The organism is Klebsiella sp. PK18 (assembly GCF_057784655.1).
The window spans coordinates 55,240-71,768 of record NZ_CM173493.1 but is presented as its reverse complement, the minus strand read 5'-3'; the positions used below and the strand labels follow the sequence as shown (position 1 = coordinate 71,768).

The 16,529-nt window shown below is 61.9% G+C and carries 17 protein-coding genes; 9 read left to right on the top strand and 8 right to left on the bottom strand.

The features are described 5' to 3' along the window. The first annotated feature begins 59 nt into the window (after positions 1-59). The gene (locus tag AC3EMD_RS00365; protein WP_247098694.1) at positions 60-620 is read left to right on the top strand and encodes an NUDIX hydrolase; all 561 of its coding nucleotides are present in this window, start codon (positions 60-62) and stop codon (positions 618-620) included. Here the strand turns inward: AC3EMD_RS00365 and AC3EMD_RS00360 are convergent. The 3 genes from AC3EMD_RS00360 to AC3EMD_RS00350 form a co-directional block, all read right to left on the bottom strand. After that, positions 610-1,464 (bottom strand): DMT family transporter, encoded by an 855-nt coding sequence (locus AC3EMD_RS00360; protein WP_101859455.1) that lies wholly within the window; start codon positions 1,462-1,464, stop codon positions 610-612. The genes AC3EMD_RS00365 and AC3EMD_RS00360 overlap by 11 nt on opposite strands. 24 nt (positions 1,465-1,488) lie before the next feature. Then, positions 1,489-2,298 (bottom strand): lipoprotein NlpA, encoded by an 810-nt coding sequence (gene nlpA, locus AC3EMD_RS00355; protein WP_302073874.1) that lies wholly within the window; start codon positions 2,296-2,298, stop codon positions 1,489-1,491. A 127-nt stretch (positions 2,299-2,425) separates the two neighbouring features. Continuing rightward, on the bottom strand, positions 2,426-3,331 hold the full coding sequence (locus AC3EMD_RS00350) for an AraC family transcriptional regulator (protein WP_302073873.1): 906 nt from the start codon (positions 3,329-3,331) through the stop codon (positions 2,426-2,428). A 116-nt stretch (positions 3,332-3,447) separates the two neighbouring features. On the opposite strand from AC3EMD_RS00350, the gene AC3EMD_RS00345 reads away from it, so the two are divergent. Beyond that, on the top strand, positions 3,448-3,984 hold the full coding sequence (locus AC3EMD_RS00345) for a carboxymuconolactone decarboxylase family protein (RefSeq protein ID WP_004145017.1): 537 nt from the start codon (positions 3,448-3,450) through the stop codon (positions 3,982-3,984). A gap of 19 nt (positions 3,985-4,003) precedes the next feature. On the opposite strand, the gene AC3EMD_RS00340 is transcribed toward AC3EMD_RS00345, so the two are convergent. Both AC3EMD_RS00340 and AC3EMD_RS00335 read right to left on the bottom strand, forming a co-directional pair. Then, the gene (locus AC3EMD_RS00340; protein ID WP_016161992.1) at positions 4,004-4,474 is read right to left on the bottom strand and encodes a nuclear transport factor 2 family protein; all 471 of its coding nucleotides are present in this window, start codon (positions 4,472-4,474) and stop codon (positions 4,004-4,006) included. Continuing rightward, positions 4,474-5,103 carry a pyridoxamine 5'-phosphate oxidase family protein gene (locus AC3EMD_RS00335; protein WP_050887385.1) on the bottom strand — a complete coding sequence of 210 codons (630 nt, stop codon included), beginning with the start codon at positions 5,101-5,103 and terminating at the stop codon, positions 4,474-4,476. The genes AC3EMD_RS00340 and AC3EMD_RS00335 overlap by 1 nt, the downstream gene beginning before the upstream one ends. Before the next feature lie 38 nt (positions 5,104-5,141). Between AC3EMD_RS00335 and AC3EMD_RS00330 the strand changes: the two genes are divergently transcribed. Continuing rightward, positions 5,142-6,113, top strand: a complete 972-nt coding sequence (locus AC3EMD_RS00330; RefSeq protein ID WP_162493226.1) for a LysR family transcriptional regulator — start codon at positions 5,142-5,144, stop codon at positions 6,111-6,113. On the opposite strand, the gene AC3EMD_RS00325 is transcribed toward AC3EMD_RS00330, so the two are convergent. After that, positions 6,110-7,603 (bottom strand): MDR family MFS transporter, encoded by a 1,494-nt coding sequence (locus AC3EMD_RS00325; RefSeq protein WP_032740353.1) that lies wholly within the window; start codon positions 7,601-7,603, stop codon positions 6,110-6,112. The genes AC3EMD_RS00330 and AC3EMD_RS00325 overlap by 4 nt on opposite strands. Before the next feature lie 80 nt (positions 7,604-7,683). Here AC3EMD_RS00325 and AC3EMD_RS00320 point away from each other — a divergent pair, with 80 nt between their 5' ends. Beyond that, on the top strand, positions 7,684-8,331 hold the full coding sequence (locus tag AC3EMD_RS00320; protein WP_023298366.1) for a TetR/AcrR family transcriptional regulator: 648 nt from the start codon (positions 7,684-7,686) through the stop codon (positions 8,329-8,331). 503 nt (positions 8,332-8,834) lie between these two features. Here AC3EMD_RS00320 and AC3EMD_RS00315 read toward each other — a convergent pair. Next, positions 8,835-9,251 (bottom strand): GNAT family N-acetyltransferase, encoded by a 417-nt coding sequence (locus tag AC3EMD_RS00315; RefSeq protein WP_302073872.1) that lies wholly within the window; start codon positions 9,249-9,251, stop codon positions 8,835-8,837. On the opposite strand from AC3EMD_RS00315, the gene AC3EMD_RS00310 reads away from it, so the two are divergent. Beyond that, on the top strand, positions 9,226-9,342 hold the full coding sequence (locus AC3EMD_RS00310) for a hypothetical protein (RefSeq protein ID WP_012540280.1): 117 nt from the start codon (positions 9,226-9,228) through the stop codon (positions 9,340-9,342). The two genes, AC3EMD_RS00315 and AC3EMD_RS00310, sit on opposite strands and share 26 nt — an antisense overlap. On the opposite strand, the gene AC3EMD_RS00305 is transcribed toward AC3EMD_RS00310, so the two are convergent. Continuing rightward, positions 9,302-9,424 carry a hypothetical protein gene (locus AC3EMD_RS00305; RefSeq protein ID WP_046620780.1) on the bottom strand — a complete coding sequence of 41 codons (123 nt, stop codon included), beginning with the start codon at positions 9,422-9,424 and terminating at the stop codon, positions 9,302-9,304. The genes AC3EMD_RS00310 and AC3EMD_RS00305 overlap by 41 nt on opposite strands. A gap of 206 nt (positions 9,425-9,630) precedes the next feature. Between AC3EMD_RS00305 and eefA the strand changes: the two genes are divergently transcribed. From eefA to AC3EMD_RS00285, 4 genes are read left to right on the top strand one after another with little or no spacing between them, the layout of a single operon-like run. After that, positions 9,631-10,755: a multidrug efflux RND transporter periplasmic adaptor subunit EefA gene (gene eefA / locus AC3EMD_RS00300; RefSeq protein WP_049165270.1), complete on the top strand. Its 1,125-nt coding sequence runs from the start codon at positions 9,631-9,633 to the stop codon at positions 10,753-10,755. Then, entirely contained in the window at positions 10,755-13,862 is a 3,108-nt protein-coding gene (gene eefB / locus AC3EMD_RS00295) for a multidrug efflux RND transporter permease subunit EefB (RefSeq protein WP_004151514.1), read from the top strand. Before eefA ends, eefB begins: the two co-directional genes overlap by 1 nt. 3 nt (positions 13,863-13,865) lie before the next feature. Beyond that, positions 13,866-15,230, top strand: coding sequence for a multidrug efflux RND transporter outer membrane subunit EefC (gene eefC / locus AC3EMD_RS00290; RefSeq protein ID WP_004889164.1), 1,365 nt, complete (start codon positions 13,866-13,868; stop codon positions 15,228-15,230). Positions 15,231-15,275: 45 nt separating this feature from the next. After that, positions 15,276-16,439 carry a multidrug effflux MFS transporter gene (locus tag AC3EMD_RS00285; protein WP_016162000.1) on the top strand — a complete coding sequence of 388 codons (1,164 nt, stop codon included), beginning with the start codon at positions 15,276-15,278 and terminating at the stop codon, positions 16,437-16,439. Positions 16,440-16,529 lie beyond the last annotated feature (90 nt).

Sequence of the window (16,529 nt, the reverse complement as noted above, 5' to 3'; positions counted from 1 at the left end):
TTGCCATCCTCCTCCGGCTATGTTGTTCTTAAGGCTCAATTTTTGACAGGAGTGGCAGGATGAAAAAGAAACTGACCGCCGCCGATATGCACGACCCGCAGGTCATCGCCGAGACGCCGTGGTTCAGCATGTGTAAGGTGGGTATTGATGTCGCCTCCGGCGAGCGCCGCGACTTTTATTCCATTCATTACCCGCGCCCGGCGGTGGGGATCGTGGCCATCCAGGATGAGAAAGTACTGCTGATTCGCCACTACCGCTACCTGATCGACAAGGTGGTGTGGGCCATTCCGTCAGGCGGCGTCGATGAAGGGGAAGATCCGGCGGTCGCCGCGCTGCGCGAGCTGCGGGAAGAGACCGGCTGGCAGGCGCAACGCGTCGAGGAGATCATTCGCTTCAACCCCTCCTACGGCAGCAGCGATCAGCTGTTTATCACCTGGCTGGCCACCGGTTTACGCTGGGTGGGGATGGATGCAGATCAGGATGAGGTGATGGAGACCGGCTGGTTTACCTTCGAGGAGATAAACCAGCTGATCGCCCGCGGCGAAATGCCGGACGGGCTGTCGCTGGTGCCGCTGCTGCAGCTGATGGCGCAGCGGCGAAGCGGCCCGCTTACGGCTTAAGCATCCGCCAGCGGAACCACAGCTGGGCCACCAGGATCAGCACGCCGCCGATAATCTTCTGCAGCGGCAGCTGTTCGCCGTACCACAGCGCGGCGGCAATGACCGTCAGCAGCGGTTCGAGCACCATGATGATCGCCGCGCTGGCCACCGCCGCGTACTTCTGCCCCTTCATCTGCAGACCGAAGCGCAGGCTGGTGGCGATGACAATGCTGGCCACCAGCCAGCCGAGAGTCGGCAGGGTCATCGGCTGGTCCCAGCGTTCAACGGCAGCGGAGATGGTCAACCCGACGATACCGGTGATCGCCAGCTGCACGGTGGTCAGGGGGATCAGCGGTACTTCACGCGCGCAGCGGCTGGTGTAACAGAACCAGATCGACTGCACCAGCGCCGTCAGCAAAAACCAGCCCTGGCTGGGGTGGAAGGCTATCGGCATATGCAGACTGAGCAGCCCCAGGCCTACCACCGCGATCGGCAGGCACTCCCACCAGGCGCGAGGCGGGCGCACCTTCATCATCACCCACGCGGTTAGCGGGACGAACATCATCGACAGGCTCATGATAAACGCCCCTTCGCCGAGCGACGCCGTCGTGGAGACCGAATAGATCCACAGGCAGAGGTTGAGCGCAAACCAGAGTCCGCTGATGAGGAGCTTTGGCCAGTGCTGCTTTTGCGGGCGAAAACCGCGGCAGAACGGCAGCAGCAGCAGCGCGGCGAAGAAAAAGCGCAGCCCAAGAAACGCGAAAACCGGCATGCCGGCGATCGCCTCGCGGGAAAATATCCAGCCGCAGGCGGCAATCACCGTCGCGGCAATCAGCAGCAGGTCAGCCTGCCGTTGGCGTACCATACGCGCCTCTCCCTGTGTGTTGGCTTACCAGCCCGGCACCGCGCCGCCGTTGAAGATAGTCTCTGCCGCCTTCGCCACCTCCGGCGACTGGTACGACTGCATAAACTCCTTCACGTTTTCCGCGTCTTTATTGTCTTCCCGGGTCACGATGATGTTCACGTAGGGCGAGTTTTTATCTTCGATAAAGATGCCGTCACGAACCGGCGACAGCCCGGTTTGCTGCAGGTAGGTGGTGCTGATGATGGCCACATCGACTTTGGGATCGTCGAGCACGCGCGGCAGTTGCGCCCCTTCCAGCTCCATGATCTTCAGGTTATGCGGGTTGTCGGTGATATCCACCACCGTCGGCAGCAGGCCGGTCCCGGCTTTGAGGGTAATCAGCTTCTCTTTTTGCAGCAGCAGTAGCGCCCGCCCGAGGTTGGTCGGATCGTTGGGGATAGCGATCGTCGCGCCGTCTTTCAGTTCGGCGACTGACTTGATCTTGCGCGAATAGCCGGCCATCGGGAAGACGAAGGTATTGCCGACCGCCACCAGATGATAGTTATGCGCTTTGTTGTCCTGCTCGAGGAAAGGCCGATGCTGGAAGACGTTGGCGTCCAGATCGCCGGCATTGGTCGATTCGTTAGGCAGCAGCGAGCCGCTGAATCCCACCAGTTCGACGTCCAGACCGTACTTCTCTTTGGCCACCTTCTTCGCCACTTCCGCCACATCCTGCTCGGCGCCGTTAATCACACCGACCTTAATGTGCTTCTCTTCATTACCCTTTTGGTCGCAGCCGACCAGCGCCAGACCCGCCAGCATCACTGCGGCGGCGGCCCGTAAACGTAATCTCATCCTCTTCACCCTGTCTGTCCTGACTGTCATTGTTTTTTTCGTGCAAAACTATAGCGACTTTCGGGTCGGGTAATAAACAGCAAACCACGCAACTGGAAATAAAATCATCTTCGCGAAACGCGAGGCGCTAGCCCCGTCGCCACTCGCCCGGCGTCACGCCATAGCGCATTTTGAAGCGCTTCGAGAAGGACGCCAGCGACTGAAAGCCGCAGCGTTCGGCAATGACCTCGAGGTTGGTCTGACGCTCCAGGCGCAGCAGCCGGGCGGCCAGCGCCATTCGCAGCTGCGACAGCCACGCCTGCGGCGTCAGGTGATAAACGCGGGCAAAATGACGGGCAAAGGTGGCCCGCGAAAGAAAGGCACGGGCGGCCATGGTTTCCAGCGTCCACGGCTGCTCCGGGGTCGCCATCACCGCCAGCACCGCCGGCATCAGGCGTTCATCGCTCATCAGACGCAGCAGTCCGCCGGGCGGCTGTTGCTCGCCAAGCAGCATGCGCAGCAGGAGCACCAGCAGCGTATCGCCGAGGCTGCGCACGATAGCGCTGCCGCCGGGACGCTGCGCCAGGCTCTCGCGCACCAGTATATTAAGCAGCGCGTCCAGCTCCAGGCAGTCTTCACGCGCATCGGTATGGAGATGGATCAGCGTCGATGCTTCACTGAACAGCCAGCTGACGTGCGGACCAAAATAGAATTCGCCGCACAGCATCTCCAGCGCCCCCTCCGCCGGGCCGGCGCGCATTTCCGTCACCGTGCCGTTAAACCGGTGCGCTACCGGCAGCACCTGGCCCCACTCCACCAGGCTCTCCATCAGATGCGGCGAACCGTGGGGCAGGAGGACCACATCTCCCGCGCGCAGGTGATGAGTCTGGCCGCCGACGTTGAGCCGCCCCTCGCCGCGCAGCACCACGTGCCAGGGCACCACGCCGCTGCGCATTTGCTGGTGCCCGGCCTGCCAGCGGCCGCCGAAGCGACAGTGCAGGTTCACTTCGCAGCGCGGCGCCAGCAGCGCCAGCAGATGACTGAGACTGTCCATGCTTCTCCTGAGACGATAAGACAAAAAGGTGAGACGAAGACCGCCAGTCTAGCATGCGGCAAGCGCCTAAGATGACCCCATTGCCAACACACCCTCGATAACAACAGGAGTTAACCATGAGCCGTTTAGCAGATATCCGTGAACAAGACGCCACCGGCAAAGCCGCCGATATTTTCGCCGGGATCAAAAAAGCGATGGGCAAAGTGCCGAACGCCTATCTCACCATCGGCGGCCACTCGCCGGCGGCGCTGCAGCAGGCGCTGGCGCACAATGCGATGCTCCATAAAGGCAGCCTCAGCGCCCAACAGCTGGAAGCGATTAACCTGTCGGTCAGCGAAGCCACCGGCTGTGACTACTGTCTGGCCGCGCATACCCTGATGGCGAAAAAAGCCGGCTTCAGCAGCGAACAAATCCACGCCCTGCGCCGCGGGGAGTATGCGGAAGAGGCGCAGCTTGATGCGCTGGTGAAATTCGCGCAGACCCTGGTGACCACCACCGGTACGCTGCCGGAAGCCGACGTCGCCGCGCTGCGCAACGCCGGTTTTAGCGACCAGCAGGTGATTGAGATTATCAGCGCCATCAGCGCCATCCTGTTCACCAACATGGTGAACCGGGTTAACGACACGGTGGTCGACTTCCCGAAAGCCGATTAACCCGTCGTCGCGCGCCTGTTTACAGTCCCAATTCGCTTAGCCCCGGATGATCGTCCGGGCGGCGCCCCTGGGGCCAGTGGAACAGGCGCTCGCTTTCGGCGATCGGCAGGTCGTTGATGCAGGCGTAGCGCGTCTGCATCAGTCCGTGCTTATCAAACTCCCAGTTCTCATTGCCATACGAGCGAAACCAGTTGCCGCTGTCGTCGCACCACTCGTAGGCGAAGCGCACGGCAATGCGATTCTCCTGCCATGCCCACAGCTCCTTAATCAGCCGGTATTGCTGCTCCTTGCGCCATTTTCGCTGCAGGAATTCAACAATTTGCCCCCTGCCGTGGACAAATTCGCTGCGGTTGCGCCATTCGCTATCCACGGTGTAGGCCAGAGCGACTTTTTCGGCATCGCGACTGTTCCAGCCATCTTCCGCGGCGCGGACCTTCTGGATAGCGCTGTCGCGGGTAAACGGCGGTAACGGGGGACGTTGCTCATTCATCAGGAGTCTCCTTTTGAGGCTAATTGCTGCTGCAGGCGCTGATTCTCCTGCTCCAGGTCATGAATACGTTGCTGCAGGTTCTGGCTGTACTCCGCCACCTGCTGCGCGCTGTAGCGCGGCGTAATGTGCTGCGGGCAGTTCCAGTCAAACGCCTGCAAATGAAAAAGAAACAGACGTTCGATGCGAGCGCGATAGTTTACCGGCGCCACCTGCGCCAGCAGCTGCGGATGGTCCTCTGCCGCCACGACTTCGACGGTGGCGTAGATTTTCAGCCTGGCACGGCGCGGATAATCCATCAAAAACAGGCAGGCCCGGTCGCTGCCACGCAGATTGCCGGTGGTGATGTACTGGCGGTTGCCGCCGAAATCGGCCATCGCCAGGGTGGTGTCATCCAGCAGATGCAGAAACCCCACCGGGCCGCCGCGATGCTGAATGTAGGGCCAGCCGCTCTGCGACACCGTCGCCAGATAAAAGCTGTCGCGGGTGGCGATCATCCCCGCTTCGCTGTCGCCGAAGCGGTCGGCCTGGCGGCGACTGTGCGGCGTTTGCCACAGCGAGTCGCTGCCCATTTCATGCTGCACATCCATCACGTCCGGGGTGATGGCGATATCGAGAAAGGTTGCTGCCATAGCGCCTCCTGTTGTCTGGCGCCATCATGGACTGTACTGTGAAGAATGATAATACGGGTAAAGTGGCAATCATCTTTCCGAAAAACGGGAGAATAATGGATCGATTAAGCGCGATGGCGCTACTGGTGAAAGTGACCGAGCTGGGGAGCATGTCGGCGGCGGCGCGGGCGCTGAATATGCCGTTGACCACCGTCAGCCGCCATATTGGTGAACTGGAGAGCGCGCTGGGCGTGCGCCTGCTGGCGCGAACCACCCGCAAACTGACGCTCACCGACGCCGGGGTCGATTATGTCGCTGCCGCCCGGCGGATCCTTGAGGAGGTGGAAAACGCCGAACGCCAGGCGACGGGCGAATATCAGGAACCGAAGGGCGAGCTGGTGATCTCCGCGCCAACGATGTTTGGACGCCAGCACGTTCTTCCGGTAATCAGTGAATTTATCGCCCGCTACCCGCAAATTCGCGTCCGTTTGCTGCTCAGCGATCGCAATGCCGACCTGGTGAGCGACCATGTCGATCTGGCGGTGCGGATTGGCGACCTGGCGGACAGCAGCATGGTGGCCACCCGCCTCGGCACCATGCGGATTGTGGCCTGCGCCCATCCGGCGCTGCTGGCGAAATACGGCGAGCCGCAGCGGCCGCGCGATCTGGCGGCGTTGCCGATCATCCGCATTGAATCGCCGATGCCCTATCGCGGCTGGCGCTTTCGCGCCGCTGAGCGCGAGGACCAGCTGATTAACCTGCCGCCGGTGCTATCCGTCACCACGCCAGAGAGCGCCGCCGATGCCGCGCGGCTGGGGGTGGGGGTGGCCCGCTTACTGCATTATCAGGCGCTGGATGGCCTGCGCCACGGGGAGCTCCGTCTGCTGCTGGAAAACGTCGAGCCGGATCCGGCGCCGGTCCATTTGCTGTATACCGCGCGGGATCTGGCGCCGCTTAAGCTGCGGAAATTTATCGATTTTGCCGCGCCAGCGCTGCGTCAGGCACTGCTGCGCATCGCCGGGGCCGCTTAATGCGTCGCGGTCTTCAGCGGTGCCTCCTTTAACAGCCATGAGAGGACAAACGCCACCGCCATAATGCCGGCCGCCATCAGAAACGCCGCGTGGATCGCCGCGCCGAAGGCGTCGAGGTAGTCGAGGCGGATATCCGCGGGCAGGTGCTGGACCGCCACCGGATTCATTCCCGGCGGCAGCACCGCGCCTTCCGGCAGCAGTTGTTGCAGGTTGCTCTGCAGCACGTGCGTGAACACCGCGCCAAACAGCGCCACGCCGATCGAGCCACCAATCGAGCGGAACAGGGTCACGCCGGAGGTGGCGACGCCGTACATCTGCGCTGGCATCGCGTTCTGCACCGCCAGCACCAGCACCTGCATCACCAGCCCCAGACCCGCTCCCAGCACGCCGGTAAACAGGTACAGCTGCCATAGCGGCGAGTGAATGGTGATGCGGGTCAGCAGTACCATGCCGGTCACGCCGAGCAGGGTGCCGAGGATCGGAAACAGGCGATATTTACCGGTACGGCTGATAATCCGCCCGCTGATAATCGAGGTCAGCAGCAGGCCGCCCATCAGGGGGATCAGCTGCAGCCCGGCCTCGGTGGGCGTCGCCTCCTTCACCACCTGCAGATAGAGCGGCAGGAAAGTGACTGACCCGAACAGCGACATGCCGATGACGAAGCCAATCAGGCTGCACAGCAGGAAGCTGCGGTTGCGGAACAGCGCCAGCGGAATAATCGGTTCGATGGCGATCCGCTCTTCGTACATAAAGCCGATGATCCCCACGATGCCGAAGGCCAGAATGCACCACAGCTGCGGGTCATTCCACGCGTGGACGCTGCCCCCTTCCGAGGTAAACAGAATGATGCACAACAGCGCCATGCTGAGGTAAATCGCCCCCAGCCAGTCAATCTGATGCTGGCTGCGTTTATTGCTGCTGTGGAATACCGCGCCGATCACCAGCAGCGCGAACAGGCCGAGCGGCAGGTTGATATAGAAGATCCAGCGCCAGGAGGCGTGCTGCACCAGAAAACCGCCGATCAGCGGGCCGATCACCGTCGCCAGGCCAAAAACACCGCCGAACAGCCCCTGATAGCGGCCGCGGTTGGCGGGTGGGATGACGTCGGCGACCGCCGCCATGCTGATCACCATCAGGCCGCCGCCGCCGAGCCCCTGCAGGCCGCGCATCAGCACCAGCTGGGTCATGTTCTGCGCCAGCCCGCAGAGCACGGAGCCGACGAGAAACAGCCCAATCGCCACCTGCAGCACGATTTTGCGACCGAACAGATCGCCGAATTTCCCGTACAGCGGCACCGCGATGGTGGAGCTGAGAATATAGGCCGTGACCACCCAGGAAAGCTTGTCCAGCCCGCCCAGTTCGCCGACAATCGTCGGCAGCGCGGTGGAGACAATGGTCTGATCCAACGCCGAGAGCAACATCACCAACAGCAATGCGCTGAACAGCAGGCGTATCGACTGCACCGGTGGGTTAGCGACTTCAGAAGTCATTACAACGCTCGCTTGAAATTAATTAAATGCATAATTAATATTTAGTGAAAGAATGAGTCGGGTCAAGAGATCGCCATACCATGACAGCACAAAAGGATCAGGATGCCCCCCGCCGCCCGGGTCGGCCGCGCGGTAAAAAACCGGATACTGCCAATCGCGAGCAGCTGATGGACATTGCCCTGATGCTGTTTGCCCGCGACGGGGCGGGCCGCGTATCGTTGAACGCCATCGCCAAAGAGGCCGGGGTGACGCCGGCGATGCTGCATTACTACTTCAGTTCCCGGGATGCGCTGGTGACCCAGCTGATTGAGGAGCGCTTTATGCCGCTGCGCAATCACATCAGCCGCATTTTTGTCGATCATCCGCAGGATCCGGTGCTGGCGCTGACGATGATGGTCGAGACGCTGGCGCATATGGCGGAGAAAAACGCCTGGTTTGCGCCGCTGTGGATGCAGGAGATCATCGGCGAGATGCCGATCCTGCGTCAGCATATGGATGCCCGCTTCGGCGAGGAGCGTTTTCAGGTGATGCTGGAGACGGTGCGTCGCTGGCAGCTGGAGGGCAAGATCAATCCGGCGCTGTCGCCGGAGCTGCTGTTTACCACGGTGATTAGCCTGGTGCTGGTGCCATTTTCACGCATTCACAGCGATCCGCGTTTACAGGCGGTCAACCGCCAGACCATCATCAGCCACGCGCTGGCGTTAATGGGCCACGGCGTCGGAGGTTAAGGCGTGGTTTTGACGCTTTTGTAGCCCGGATAAGGCGCCACGCGCCGCCATCCGGGAGTTTCCCTGCTCGCGCTACGCTTAGCAGGGCTACAACTTCTATGTTAATTCCCGGCAGATTGCGCTCCCGGTTGATCTTCTGCGTTATGTCTCTTATGCCGCAGGGAGCGCACAGGGGGCGGCCAGTCGCCGCCGCCCCCTGTACCCCCGGGCTCCGGCCAGCAAAATCGCCGCTACGCGGTCCCTTCGACTTATCCCTGCAGGCTTCGGGTCGGGCCGAGGCAGCGTCCGTGCAAAACACGGCCCTCAGCCCGCATCCATGCGGGCTGCCCCGGCCTTCCGGGAACGTCTCAGCGATTTTGAGGCCGCCAGCACCGGCAGTTTCAGTCGCGCAAGTGGGTATATCAATAACAGGCCGCTCGGAACGTAGGCCGGATAAGGCATTTATGCCGCCATCCGGCACAACCACAGGTAGGGTACCTGACCGCCCGGGGATACCAGGATCGTTACAGCGCCTTCGACAAATAGTGGCGCTGCATGCCTGCGTGGGGGAAGTCGGGCAGCGACATCTGCAGCTGATAGCCTAATTTCTGATAAAACGGCAGCGCCTGGAAGCTAAAGGTATCCACCAGCAGATGGCTGCAGCCTAGCGCCCGCGCCTGCTGTTCCGCCTCCTGCATCAGCTCGCTCCCCAACCCGCGCCCGCGCGTCGCCTCGCTAACCCACAGATACTCAATGCACAGCCAGTTGCCCTTGCGTTTGGCAATCAGCCCGCCCTGCATCACCCCTTGCGCATCGCGGGAGTAAACCCCCAGATCGCCAAACTGCGCCGCATCGAGATACTGCTGATTATAGTGCCGCAGACCGGCAAACAATTCTTGTTGATCGTCGGGATTAATGCTTTTTGTAATGATTAGTGTCATTAACTATCTCCAGTATCGCGATGCCGAATGGTTATTTTCCCTCTCCACTTTCACAAAATATTCTTATTTTCTCCATGATTATTTGCCTTAATTTTTTGCGTTCTAAAAGTAAGCAAAAAAACCTTTCCATTATCGCGGCGGATCGTATAATGGAGAAAAATGAGAATGATCATTCTCACCACAAAACCAGAGGAGATGCGCTTTTCACCTCCTGAAGACCGAAGAGGTTGGCTTCAACGGAGACACAATAACAATCACGTTCAGGAACATCTGTGTTCCTTTTTTGTCATTTTCGCTCACCCGAAAATGCCTCAGCGCCCAACCTATTCCCTCGTTTTTAAATAAACGGGGCGGACGTCTTATATCTTGAGAAAATATAATGAAATACATCATAGCTCCCATCGCGACTGCATTATTTCTCCTTAGCGGATGCGATAATGCGCAGACATCTGCCCCGCAGCAATCCACGCCGGAAGTGGGCGTGGTCACCCTGCAAAGCCAGCCGGTGCCGGTAGTTAGCCAGCTCACCGGGCGCACCACCGCCTCGCTCAGCGCCGAAGTACGCCCCCAGGTGGGCGGCATCATCCAGAAGCGCCTGTTTACCGAAGGCGATATGGTGAAGGCCGGGCAGGCCCTTTACCAGATCGATCCCTCCAGCTATCGCGCGACCTGGAACGAAGCGGCGGCCGCACTGAAACAGGCCCAGGCGCTGGTGGTCTCCGATTGCCAGAAGGCCCAGCGCTACGCGTCGCTGGTCAGGGATAACGGCGTTTCCCGCCAGGATGCCGACGACGCCGCCTCCACCTGCGCCCAGGACAAGGCCAGCGTGGAATCGAAGAAAGCGGCGCTGGAGAGCGCGCGCATCAACCTGAACTGGACCACCGTCACCGCACCGATAGCCGGGCGCATCGGCATCTCGTCGGTTACGCCGGGGGCGCTGGTCTCCGCCGATCAGGATACCGCGCTGGCGACGATCCGCGGGCTCGACACCATGTATGTCGATCTGACGCGATCCAGCGTCGATCTCCTGCGTTTACGCAAACAAAGCCTGGCCAGCAACAGCGACACCCTCAGCGTGACGTTAACCCTGGAAGATGGCAGTACCTACCAGGAAAAAGGGCGTCTGGCGCTCACCGAAGTCGCCGTCGATGAATCCACCGGCTCGGTGACCCTGCGCGCTATCTTCCCCAACCCGCAGCACGTCCTGCTGCCGGGGATGTTCGTCCGCGCGCGCATCGATGAAGGCATCATGAACGACGCGATCCTCGCCCCACAGCAGGGGATCACCCGCGATGCCAAAGGCGACGCCACGGCGCTGGTGGTCGATGCCGCCAACAAAGTTGAGCAGCGTACCGTGGAAACCGGCGACACCTATGGCGATAAATGGCTGGTGCTGAGCGGCCTGAAAGCAGGCGATAAGCTGATTGTCGAAGGCACCAGTAAAGTGGCCCCCGGACAGACAGTGAAGGCCGTTGCCGTCAACAATAACGGAGGCAATGCCTGATGTTCTCCCGTTTCTTCGTGCGTCGCCCGGTCTTTGCCTGGGTGATCGCCATTCTGATTATGCTCGCCGGGGTGCTGGCGATCCGCACCCTGCCGGTAGGCCAGTATCCGGACGTCGCCCCGCCGGCGGTGAAAATCTCCGCCACCTATACCGGGGCGTCCGCCGAAACCCTGGAGAACAGCGTCACCCAGGTGATCGAGCAGCAGCTTACCGGCCTCGACCATCTGCTCTACTTCAGCTCCACCAGCAGCTCCGATGGCTCGGTCAGCATCACCGTCACCTTTGAGCAAGGGACCGACCCGGACACCGCCCAGGTGCAGGTGCAAAACAAAGTCCAGCAGGCGGAATCGCGGCTGCCGAGCGAAGTCCAGCAGTCCGGCGTAACGGTGGAAAAATCGCAGAGCAGCTTCCTGCTGATCCTCGCGGTGTATGACAAAACCAATCGCGCCACCAGCTCCGATATCTCCGACTGGCTGGTCAGCAATATGCAGGACCCGCTGGCGCGCGTGGAGGGTGTCGGCAGCCTGCAGGTATTCGGCGCCGAATACGCGATGCGCGTCTGGATGGACCCGACCAAACTCGCCTCCTACTCGCTGATGCCTTCCGACGTTCAGTCGGCGATTGAGGCGCAGAACGTGCAGGTTTCCGCCGGTAAAATCGGCGCGCTACCGTCGTCCAATGCCCAGCAATTGACCGCCACCGTGCGGGCGCAATCCCGGCTGCAAACCCCTGACCAGTTCAAAGCGATCATCGTGAAAAGCCAGGCCGACGGCTCGGTGGTGCGCCTGAGCGATGTCGCGCGGGTGGAGATGGGCAGCGAGGATTACACCGCTACCGCTAATCTGAACGGCCATCCGGCCGCCGGGATCGCGGTGATGATGGCCCCCGGCGCCAACGCGCTGGACACCGCGACCCTGGTGAAAAGCAAAATCGCCGAATTCCAGCGTCAGATGCCGCAGGGCTACGATATCGCCTATCCGAAGGACAGCACCGAGTTCATCAAAATCTCGGTCGAGGATGTGATTCAGACCCTGTTCGAAGCGATCATTCTCGTGGTCTGCGTGATGTATCTGTTCCTGCAGAACTTCCGCGCGACGCTCATTCCGGCGGTGGCGGTGCCGGTGGTGCTGCTTGGCACCTTTGGGGTGCTGGCGCTGTTCGGCTACTCGATTAACACCCTGACGCTGTTCGCCATGGTGCTGGCGATCGGCCTGCTGGTGGATGACGCCATCGTGGTGGTGGAAAACGTCGAGCGCATTATGCGCGACGAAGGGCTCCCCGCCCGCGAAGCCACCGAAAAATCGATGGGCGAAATCTCCGGCGCGCTGGTGGCGATCGCCCTGGTGCTGTCGGCGGTGTTCCTGCCGATGGCCTTCTTCGGCGGATCGACCGGGGTCATCTATCGCCAGTTCTCGGTAACCATTATTTCGGCAATGATGCTGTCGGTGGTGGTGGCGCTAACCCTCACCCCGGCGCTGTGCGGCGCGCTGCTCAGCCACTCCAAACCACACACCAAAGGGTTCTTTGGCGCCTTTAACCGCCTGTGGGGGCGCACGGAAGCAGGCTACCAGCGCCGCGTACTCGGCGGCCTGCGCCGGGGCGCAGTGATGATGGGCGCTTACGCGTTGATTTGCGGGGCGATGGCGCTGGCGATGTGGAAGCTGCCGGGCAGCTTCCTGCCGGTGGAGGACCAGGGGGAGATCATGGTCCAGTACACCCTGCCCGCCGGGGCCACCGCGGTGCGTACCGCTGAGGTGCGCCGCCAGGTGACCGACTGGTTCCTCACCAAAGAGAAAGCCAATACCGACGTCATTTTCACCGTCGACGGCTTCAGCTTTAGCGGCAGCGGCCAGAACGCCGGGATGGCCTTCGTGTCGCTGAAAAACTGGTCGCAGCGCAAAGGGGACGACAATACCGCCCAGGCCATTGCCCTGCGCGCCACCAAAGAGCTGGGGACGATCCGCGACGCCACCCTGTTCGCCATGACCCCGCCGTCGGTGGACGGCCTCGGACAGAGCAACGGCTTCACCTTCGAGCTGATGGCCAGCGGCGGTACTGACCGCGACAGTCTGATGAAGCTGCGCAGCCAGCTGCTGGCGGCGGCCAACCAGAGCAGCGAGCTGCAGTCGGTGCGCGCTAACGATCTGCCGCAGATGCCGCAGCTGCAGGTGGATATCGATAACAACAAAGCCGTCTCGCTGGGGCTGTCGCTGAGCGACGTGACCGATACGCTCTCCAGCGCCTGGGGCGGTACCTACGTGAATGACTTTATCGATCGCGGCCGGGTGAAAAAGGTCTATATCCAGGGCGAAAGCGACGCGCGCGCGGTGCCGTCGGACCTCGGCAAATGGTTCGTTCGCGGCAGCGATAACAGCATGACGCCGTTCTCCGCCTTCGCCACCACCCACTGGCAATACGGCCCGGAAAGCCTGGTGCGCTACAACGGCTCCGCCGCCTTTGAGATCCAGGGCGAAAACGCCGCCGGCTTCAGCTCCGGCGCGGCAATGGACAAGATGGAAAAGCTGGCCGACAGCCTGCCGGCGGGCTCCACCTGGGCGTGGAGCGGCATTTCGCTGCAGGAAAAGCTCGCCAGCGGCCAGGCGATGAGCCTCTACGCCATCTCGATTCTGGTGGTGTTCCTGTGCCTGGCGGCGCTGTATGAGAGCTGGTCGGTGCCGTTCTCGGTGATCATGGTTATCCCGCTCGGCCTGCTCGGCGCGGCGCTGGCGGCGACGCTGCGCGGTTTAAGCAACGACGTCTACTTCCAGGTGGCGCTGCTGACCACCATCGGCCTGTCGTCGAAAAACGCCATCCTGATCGTGGAGTTCGCTGAATCCGCCGTGGATGAGGGGTATTCGCTCTCCCGGGCGGCGATCCGCGCCGCGCAGACCCGTCTGCGCCCGATTGTCATGACCTCGCTGGCGTTTATCGCCGGGGTACTGCCGCTGGCCATCGCCACCGGCGCCGGAGCCAACAGCCGCGTGGCGATCGGCACCGGCATCATCGGCGGCACCCTGACGGCCACCCTGCTGGCGGTGTTTTTCGTACCGCTGTTCTTCGTGCTGGTGAAACGTCTCTTCACCCGCCAACGTCCTTCTCAGGAGTAAGGTATGTTTCGTTTGAGTTTTATGTTTATCGCGCTCCTGACCGCGGGCTGCGTCTCGCTTGACCCGCATTATGATCGCCCGGCCGCGCCGGTGCCGGCCACCCTGCCCGGGGCGCACGGCGAATCGACGGCGGTGGTCGGCGACTGGCAGAAAGTGGTCAATGACGCGCGGCTGAAAAAAGTGGTCAGCATCGCGCTAAACAGCAACCGCGATGTGCAAAAAGCGCTGGCCGATATCGAGGCCGCGCGCGCCCAGTACGGCGAGACGCGGGCGTCGCTGTTTCCCACTGTCGATGCCGAGCTGAGCCATACCCGCAGCAAAACGGTAGCCAGCGGCCTGAGCTCCGCTTCGCAGGCCGACGGCGCGGTCTCCAGCTTCGAACTGGACTTGTTCGGCAAGAACCAGAGCCTGTCGCGCGCGGCGCGCGAAACCTGGCTTGCCAGCGAATTCACCGCGCAGAATACCCGGCTGACGATGATTGCCGATTTGACCACCGCCTGGGTGACGCTGGCGACGGATAACAGCAATCTGGCGCTGGCGCAGCAGACCATGGACAGCGCAGCAAACTCGCGCAACATCGTCGCCCGCCAGATGGCGGTGGGTACCGCTTCCGCCGGCGATGTAAGCTCGGCGGAAAGCGTCTATCAGCAGGCCCGCGCCAGCGTCGCCAGCTATCGCACGCTGGTGGCGCAGGATAAAAACGCCATTAACCTGCTGGCGGGGGAAACCGTGCCGGAGAGCCTGTTGCCCGGCACCCTCGAGAGCCTCGGGGATAACAGCATCGCGCTGGTGCCGGCGGGCGTGTCGTCGTCGGTGCTGCTGCGCCGGCCGGACATTCAGGAAGCGGAGCACAATCTGAAGAGCGCCAATGCCGATATCGGCGCGGCGCGGGCGAACTTCTTCCCGTCGATTTCCCTGACCGCCAGCGCCGGGGTCGGCAGCGACTCGCTGTCGTCGCTGTTCAGCCACGGGATGCAGGTGTGGTCGTTCGCCCCCTCCATCAGCCTGCCGCTGTTCACCGGCGGCAGCAACCTGGCGCAGCTGCGCTATGCGGAAGCGGAGAAAAAGGGGTTGATTGCCACCTACGAGAAATCGATTCAGAGCGCCTTTAAGGACGTTGCCGATGCGCTGGCGCGCCGGGAAACGCTGAGCGAAGAGCTCGATGCCCAGCGGCAGTACGTCGCCGCCGAGCAGACATCGCTGGATATCGCCATGAAGAGCTATCAGGCCGGAGTCGGCGATTATCTGTCGGTGCTTACGGCCCAGCGCACGCTGTGGTCGGCGAAGACGACGCTGCTGTCCCTGCAGCAGACCGACCTCAATAACCGGATCACCCTCTGGCAGTCGCTGGGCGGCGGCGCCAGTTAATTTCACCCGCCGGGCGGCCGCGCCCGGCTTCTGTAAGGAATCGTTATGCCACGTGTTTCCCTCTCCTGGGCGCTGATCCTCGGCCTGCTGTCGGGTATCGGCCCGCTGTGCACGGATTTTTATCTGCCGGCGCTGCCGGAGATCACTCAGCAGCTGCAGGCCACCAGCACCCAGACCCAGCTGTCGCTGACCGCCGCGCTGATTGGCCTCGGCCTGGGTCAGCTGTTTTTCGGCCCGCTGAGCGATCGCATTGGCCGCCTGAAACCGCTGGCGCTGTCTCTGCTGCTGTTTATCTTTGCTTCAGCGATGTGCGCCCTGACCCGGGATATCAACATGCTGATTGTCTGGCGCTTTTTACAGGGCTTCGCCGGCGCCGGCGGCTCGGTGCTGTCGCGATCCATCGCCCGCGATAAATACCAGGGCACCCTGCTGACCCAATTTTTCGCCCTGCTGATGACCGTGAACGGTATTGCGCCGGTGCTGTCCCCGGTGCTGGGCGGCTACGTTATCACCGCCTTCGACTGGCGAATTCTCTTCTGGACGATGGCCGCCATCGGCGGCGTGCTGCTGGTGATGAGCCTGACGATCCTGCGGGAAACGCGCCCGGCCACAGCAACGCATGCCGCCCGCCAGCAACGCGGCCAGCCAGTGCTGAAAAATCGCCGCTTTCTGCGCTTCTGCCTGATTCAGGCCTTTATGATGGCCGGGCTGTTCTCTTACATCGGCTCCTCTTCCTTCGTGATGCAGAGCGAATACGGCATGAGCGCCATGCAGTTCAGCCTGCTGTTCGGTCTGAACGGTATCGGGCTGATTATCGCGGCGATGATCTTTTCCCGCCTGGCGCGCCGCTTTAGCGCCGAAAGCCTGCTGCGCGGCGGCCTGACGCTGGCGGTGAGCTGTGCGGCGATCATGCTGCTGTTTGCCTGGCTGCAGCTGCCGGTGCTGGCGCTGGTCGGCCTGTTCTTTACCGTGTCGCTGATGAGCGGCATCAGCACCGTCGCTGGCGCGGAGGCGATGAGCGCCGTCGATGCCGCGCAGTCCGGGACCGCGTCCGCGCTGATGGGCACCCTGATGTTTGTCTTCGGCGGCATCGCCGCGCCGCTGGCAGGCCTCGGTGGTGAAACGATGCTGAAAATGAGCCTCGCGATGGCCATCTGCTACCTGCTGGCGCTGCTGCTGGGCCTCAGCAAACCGCGCAGCGCGCGCTAATCTCCTGCTGCGGTAATAAAATATTCCAGATTTATTACCGCACTATTTCCCGCCATACCTACCATTCTCCTATTATTCTCCGCGTACTAA

What these genes read in the sequence shown, in the direction of transcription:
- AC3EMD_RS00365 (WP_247098694.1), top strand. Translation starts at nt 60, where the DNA reads ATGAAAAAGAAACTGACCGCCGCCGATATGCACGACCCGCAGGTCATC.
- AC3EMD_RS00360 (WP_101859455.1), bottom strand. Translation starts at nt 1,464, where the DNA reads ATGGTACGCCAACGGCAGGCTGACCTGCTGCTGATTGCCGCGACGGTG.
- nlpA (WP_302073874.1), bottom strand. Translation starts at nt 2,298, where the DNA reads ATGAGATTACGTTTACGGGCCGCCGCCGCAGTGATGCTGGCGGGTCTG.
- AC3EMD_RS00350 (WP_302073873.1), bottom strand. Translation starts at nt 3,331, where the DNA reads ATGGACAGTCTCAGTCATCTGCTGGCGCTGCTGGCGCCGCGCTGCGAA.
- AC3EMD_RS00345 (WP_004145017.1), top strand. Translation starts at nt 3,448, where the DNA reads ATGAGCCGTTTAGCAGATATCCGTGAACAAGACGCCACCGGCAAAGCC.
- AC3EMD_RS00340 (WP_016161992.1), bottom strand. Translation starts at nt 4,474, where the DNA reads ATGAATGAGCAACGTCCCCCGTTACCGCCGTTTACCCGCGACAGCGCT.
- AC3EMD_RS00335 (WP_050887385.1), bottom strand. Translation starts at nt 5,103, where the DNA reads ATGGCAGCAACCTTTCTCGATATCGCCATCACCCCGGACGTGATGGAT.
- AC3EMD_RS00325 (WP_032740353.1), bottom strand. Translation starts at nt 7,603, where the DNA reads ATGACTTCTGAAGTCGCTAACCCACCGGTGCAGTCGATACGCCTGCTG.
- AC3EMD_RS00320 (WP_023298366.1), top strand. Translation starts at nt 7,684, where the DNA reads ATGACAGCACAAAAGGATCAGGATGCCCCCCGCCGCCCGGGTCGGCCG.
- AC3EMD_RS00310 (WP_012540280.1), top strand. Translation starts at nt 9,226, where the DNA reads ATGCTTTTTGTAATGATTAGTGTCATTAACTATCTCCAGTATCGCGAT.
- AC3EMD_RS00315 (WP_302073872.1), bottom strand. Translation starts at nt 9,251, where the DNA reads ATGACACTAATCATTACAAAAAGCATTAATCCCGACGATCAACAAGAA.
- AC3EMD_RS00305 (WP_046620780.1), bottom strand. Translation starts at nt 9,424, where the DNA reads ATGATCATTCTCATTTTTCTCCATTATACGATCCGCCGCGATAATGGA.
- eefA (WP_049165270.1), top strand. Translation starts at nt 9,631, where the DNA reads ATGAAATACATCATAGCTCCCATCGCGACTGCATTATTTCTCCTTAGC.
- eefB (WP_004151514.1), top strand. Translation starts at nt 10,755, where the DNA reads ATGTTCTCCCGTTTCTTCGTGCGTCGCCCGGTCTTTGCCTGGGTGATC.
- eefC (WP_004889164.1), top strand. Translation starts at nt 13,866, where the DNA reads ATGTTTCGTTTGAGTTTTATGTTTATCGCGCTCCTGACCGCGGGCTGC.
- AC3EMD_RS00285 (WP_016162000.1), top strand. Translation starts at nt 15,276, where the DNA reads ATGCCACGTGTTTCCCTCTCCTGGGCGCTGATCCTCGGCCTGCTGTCG.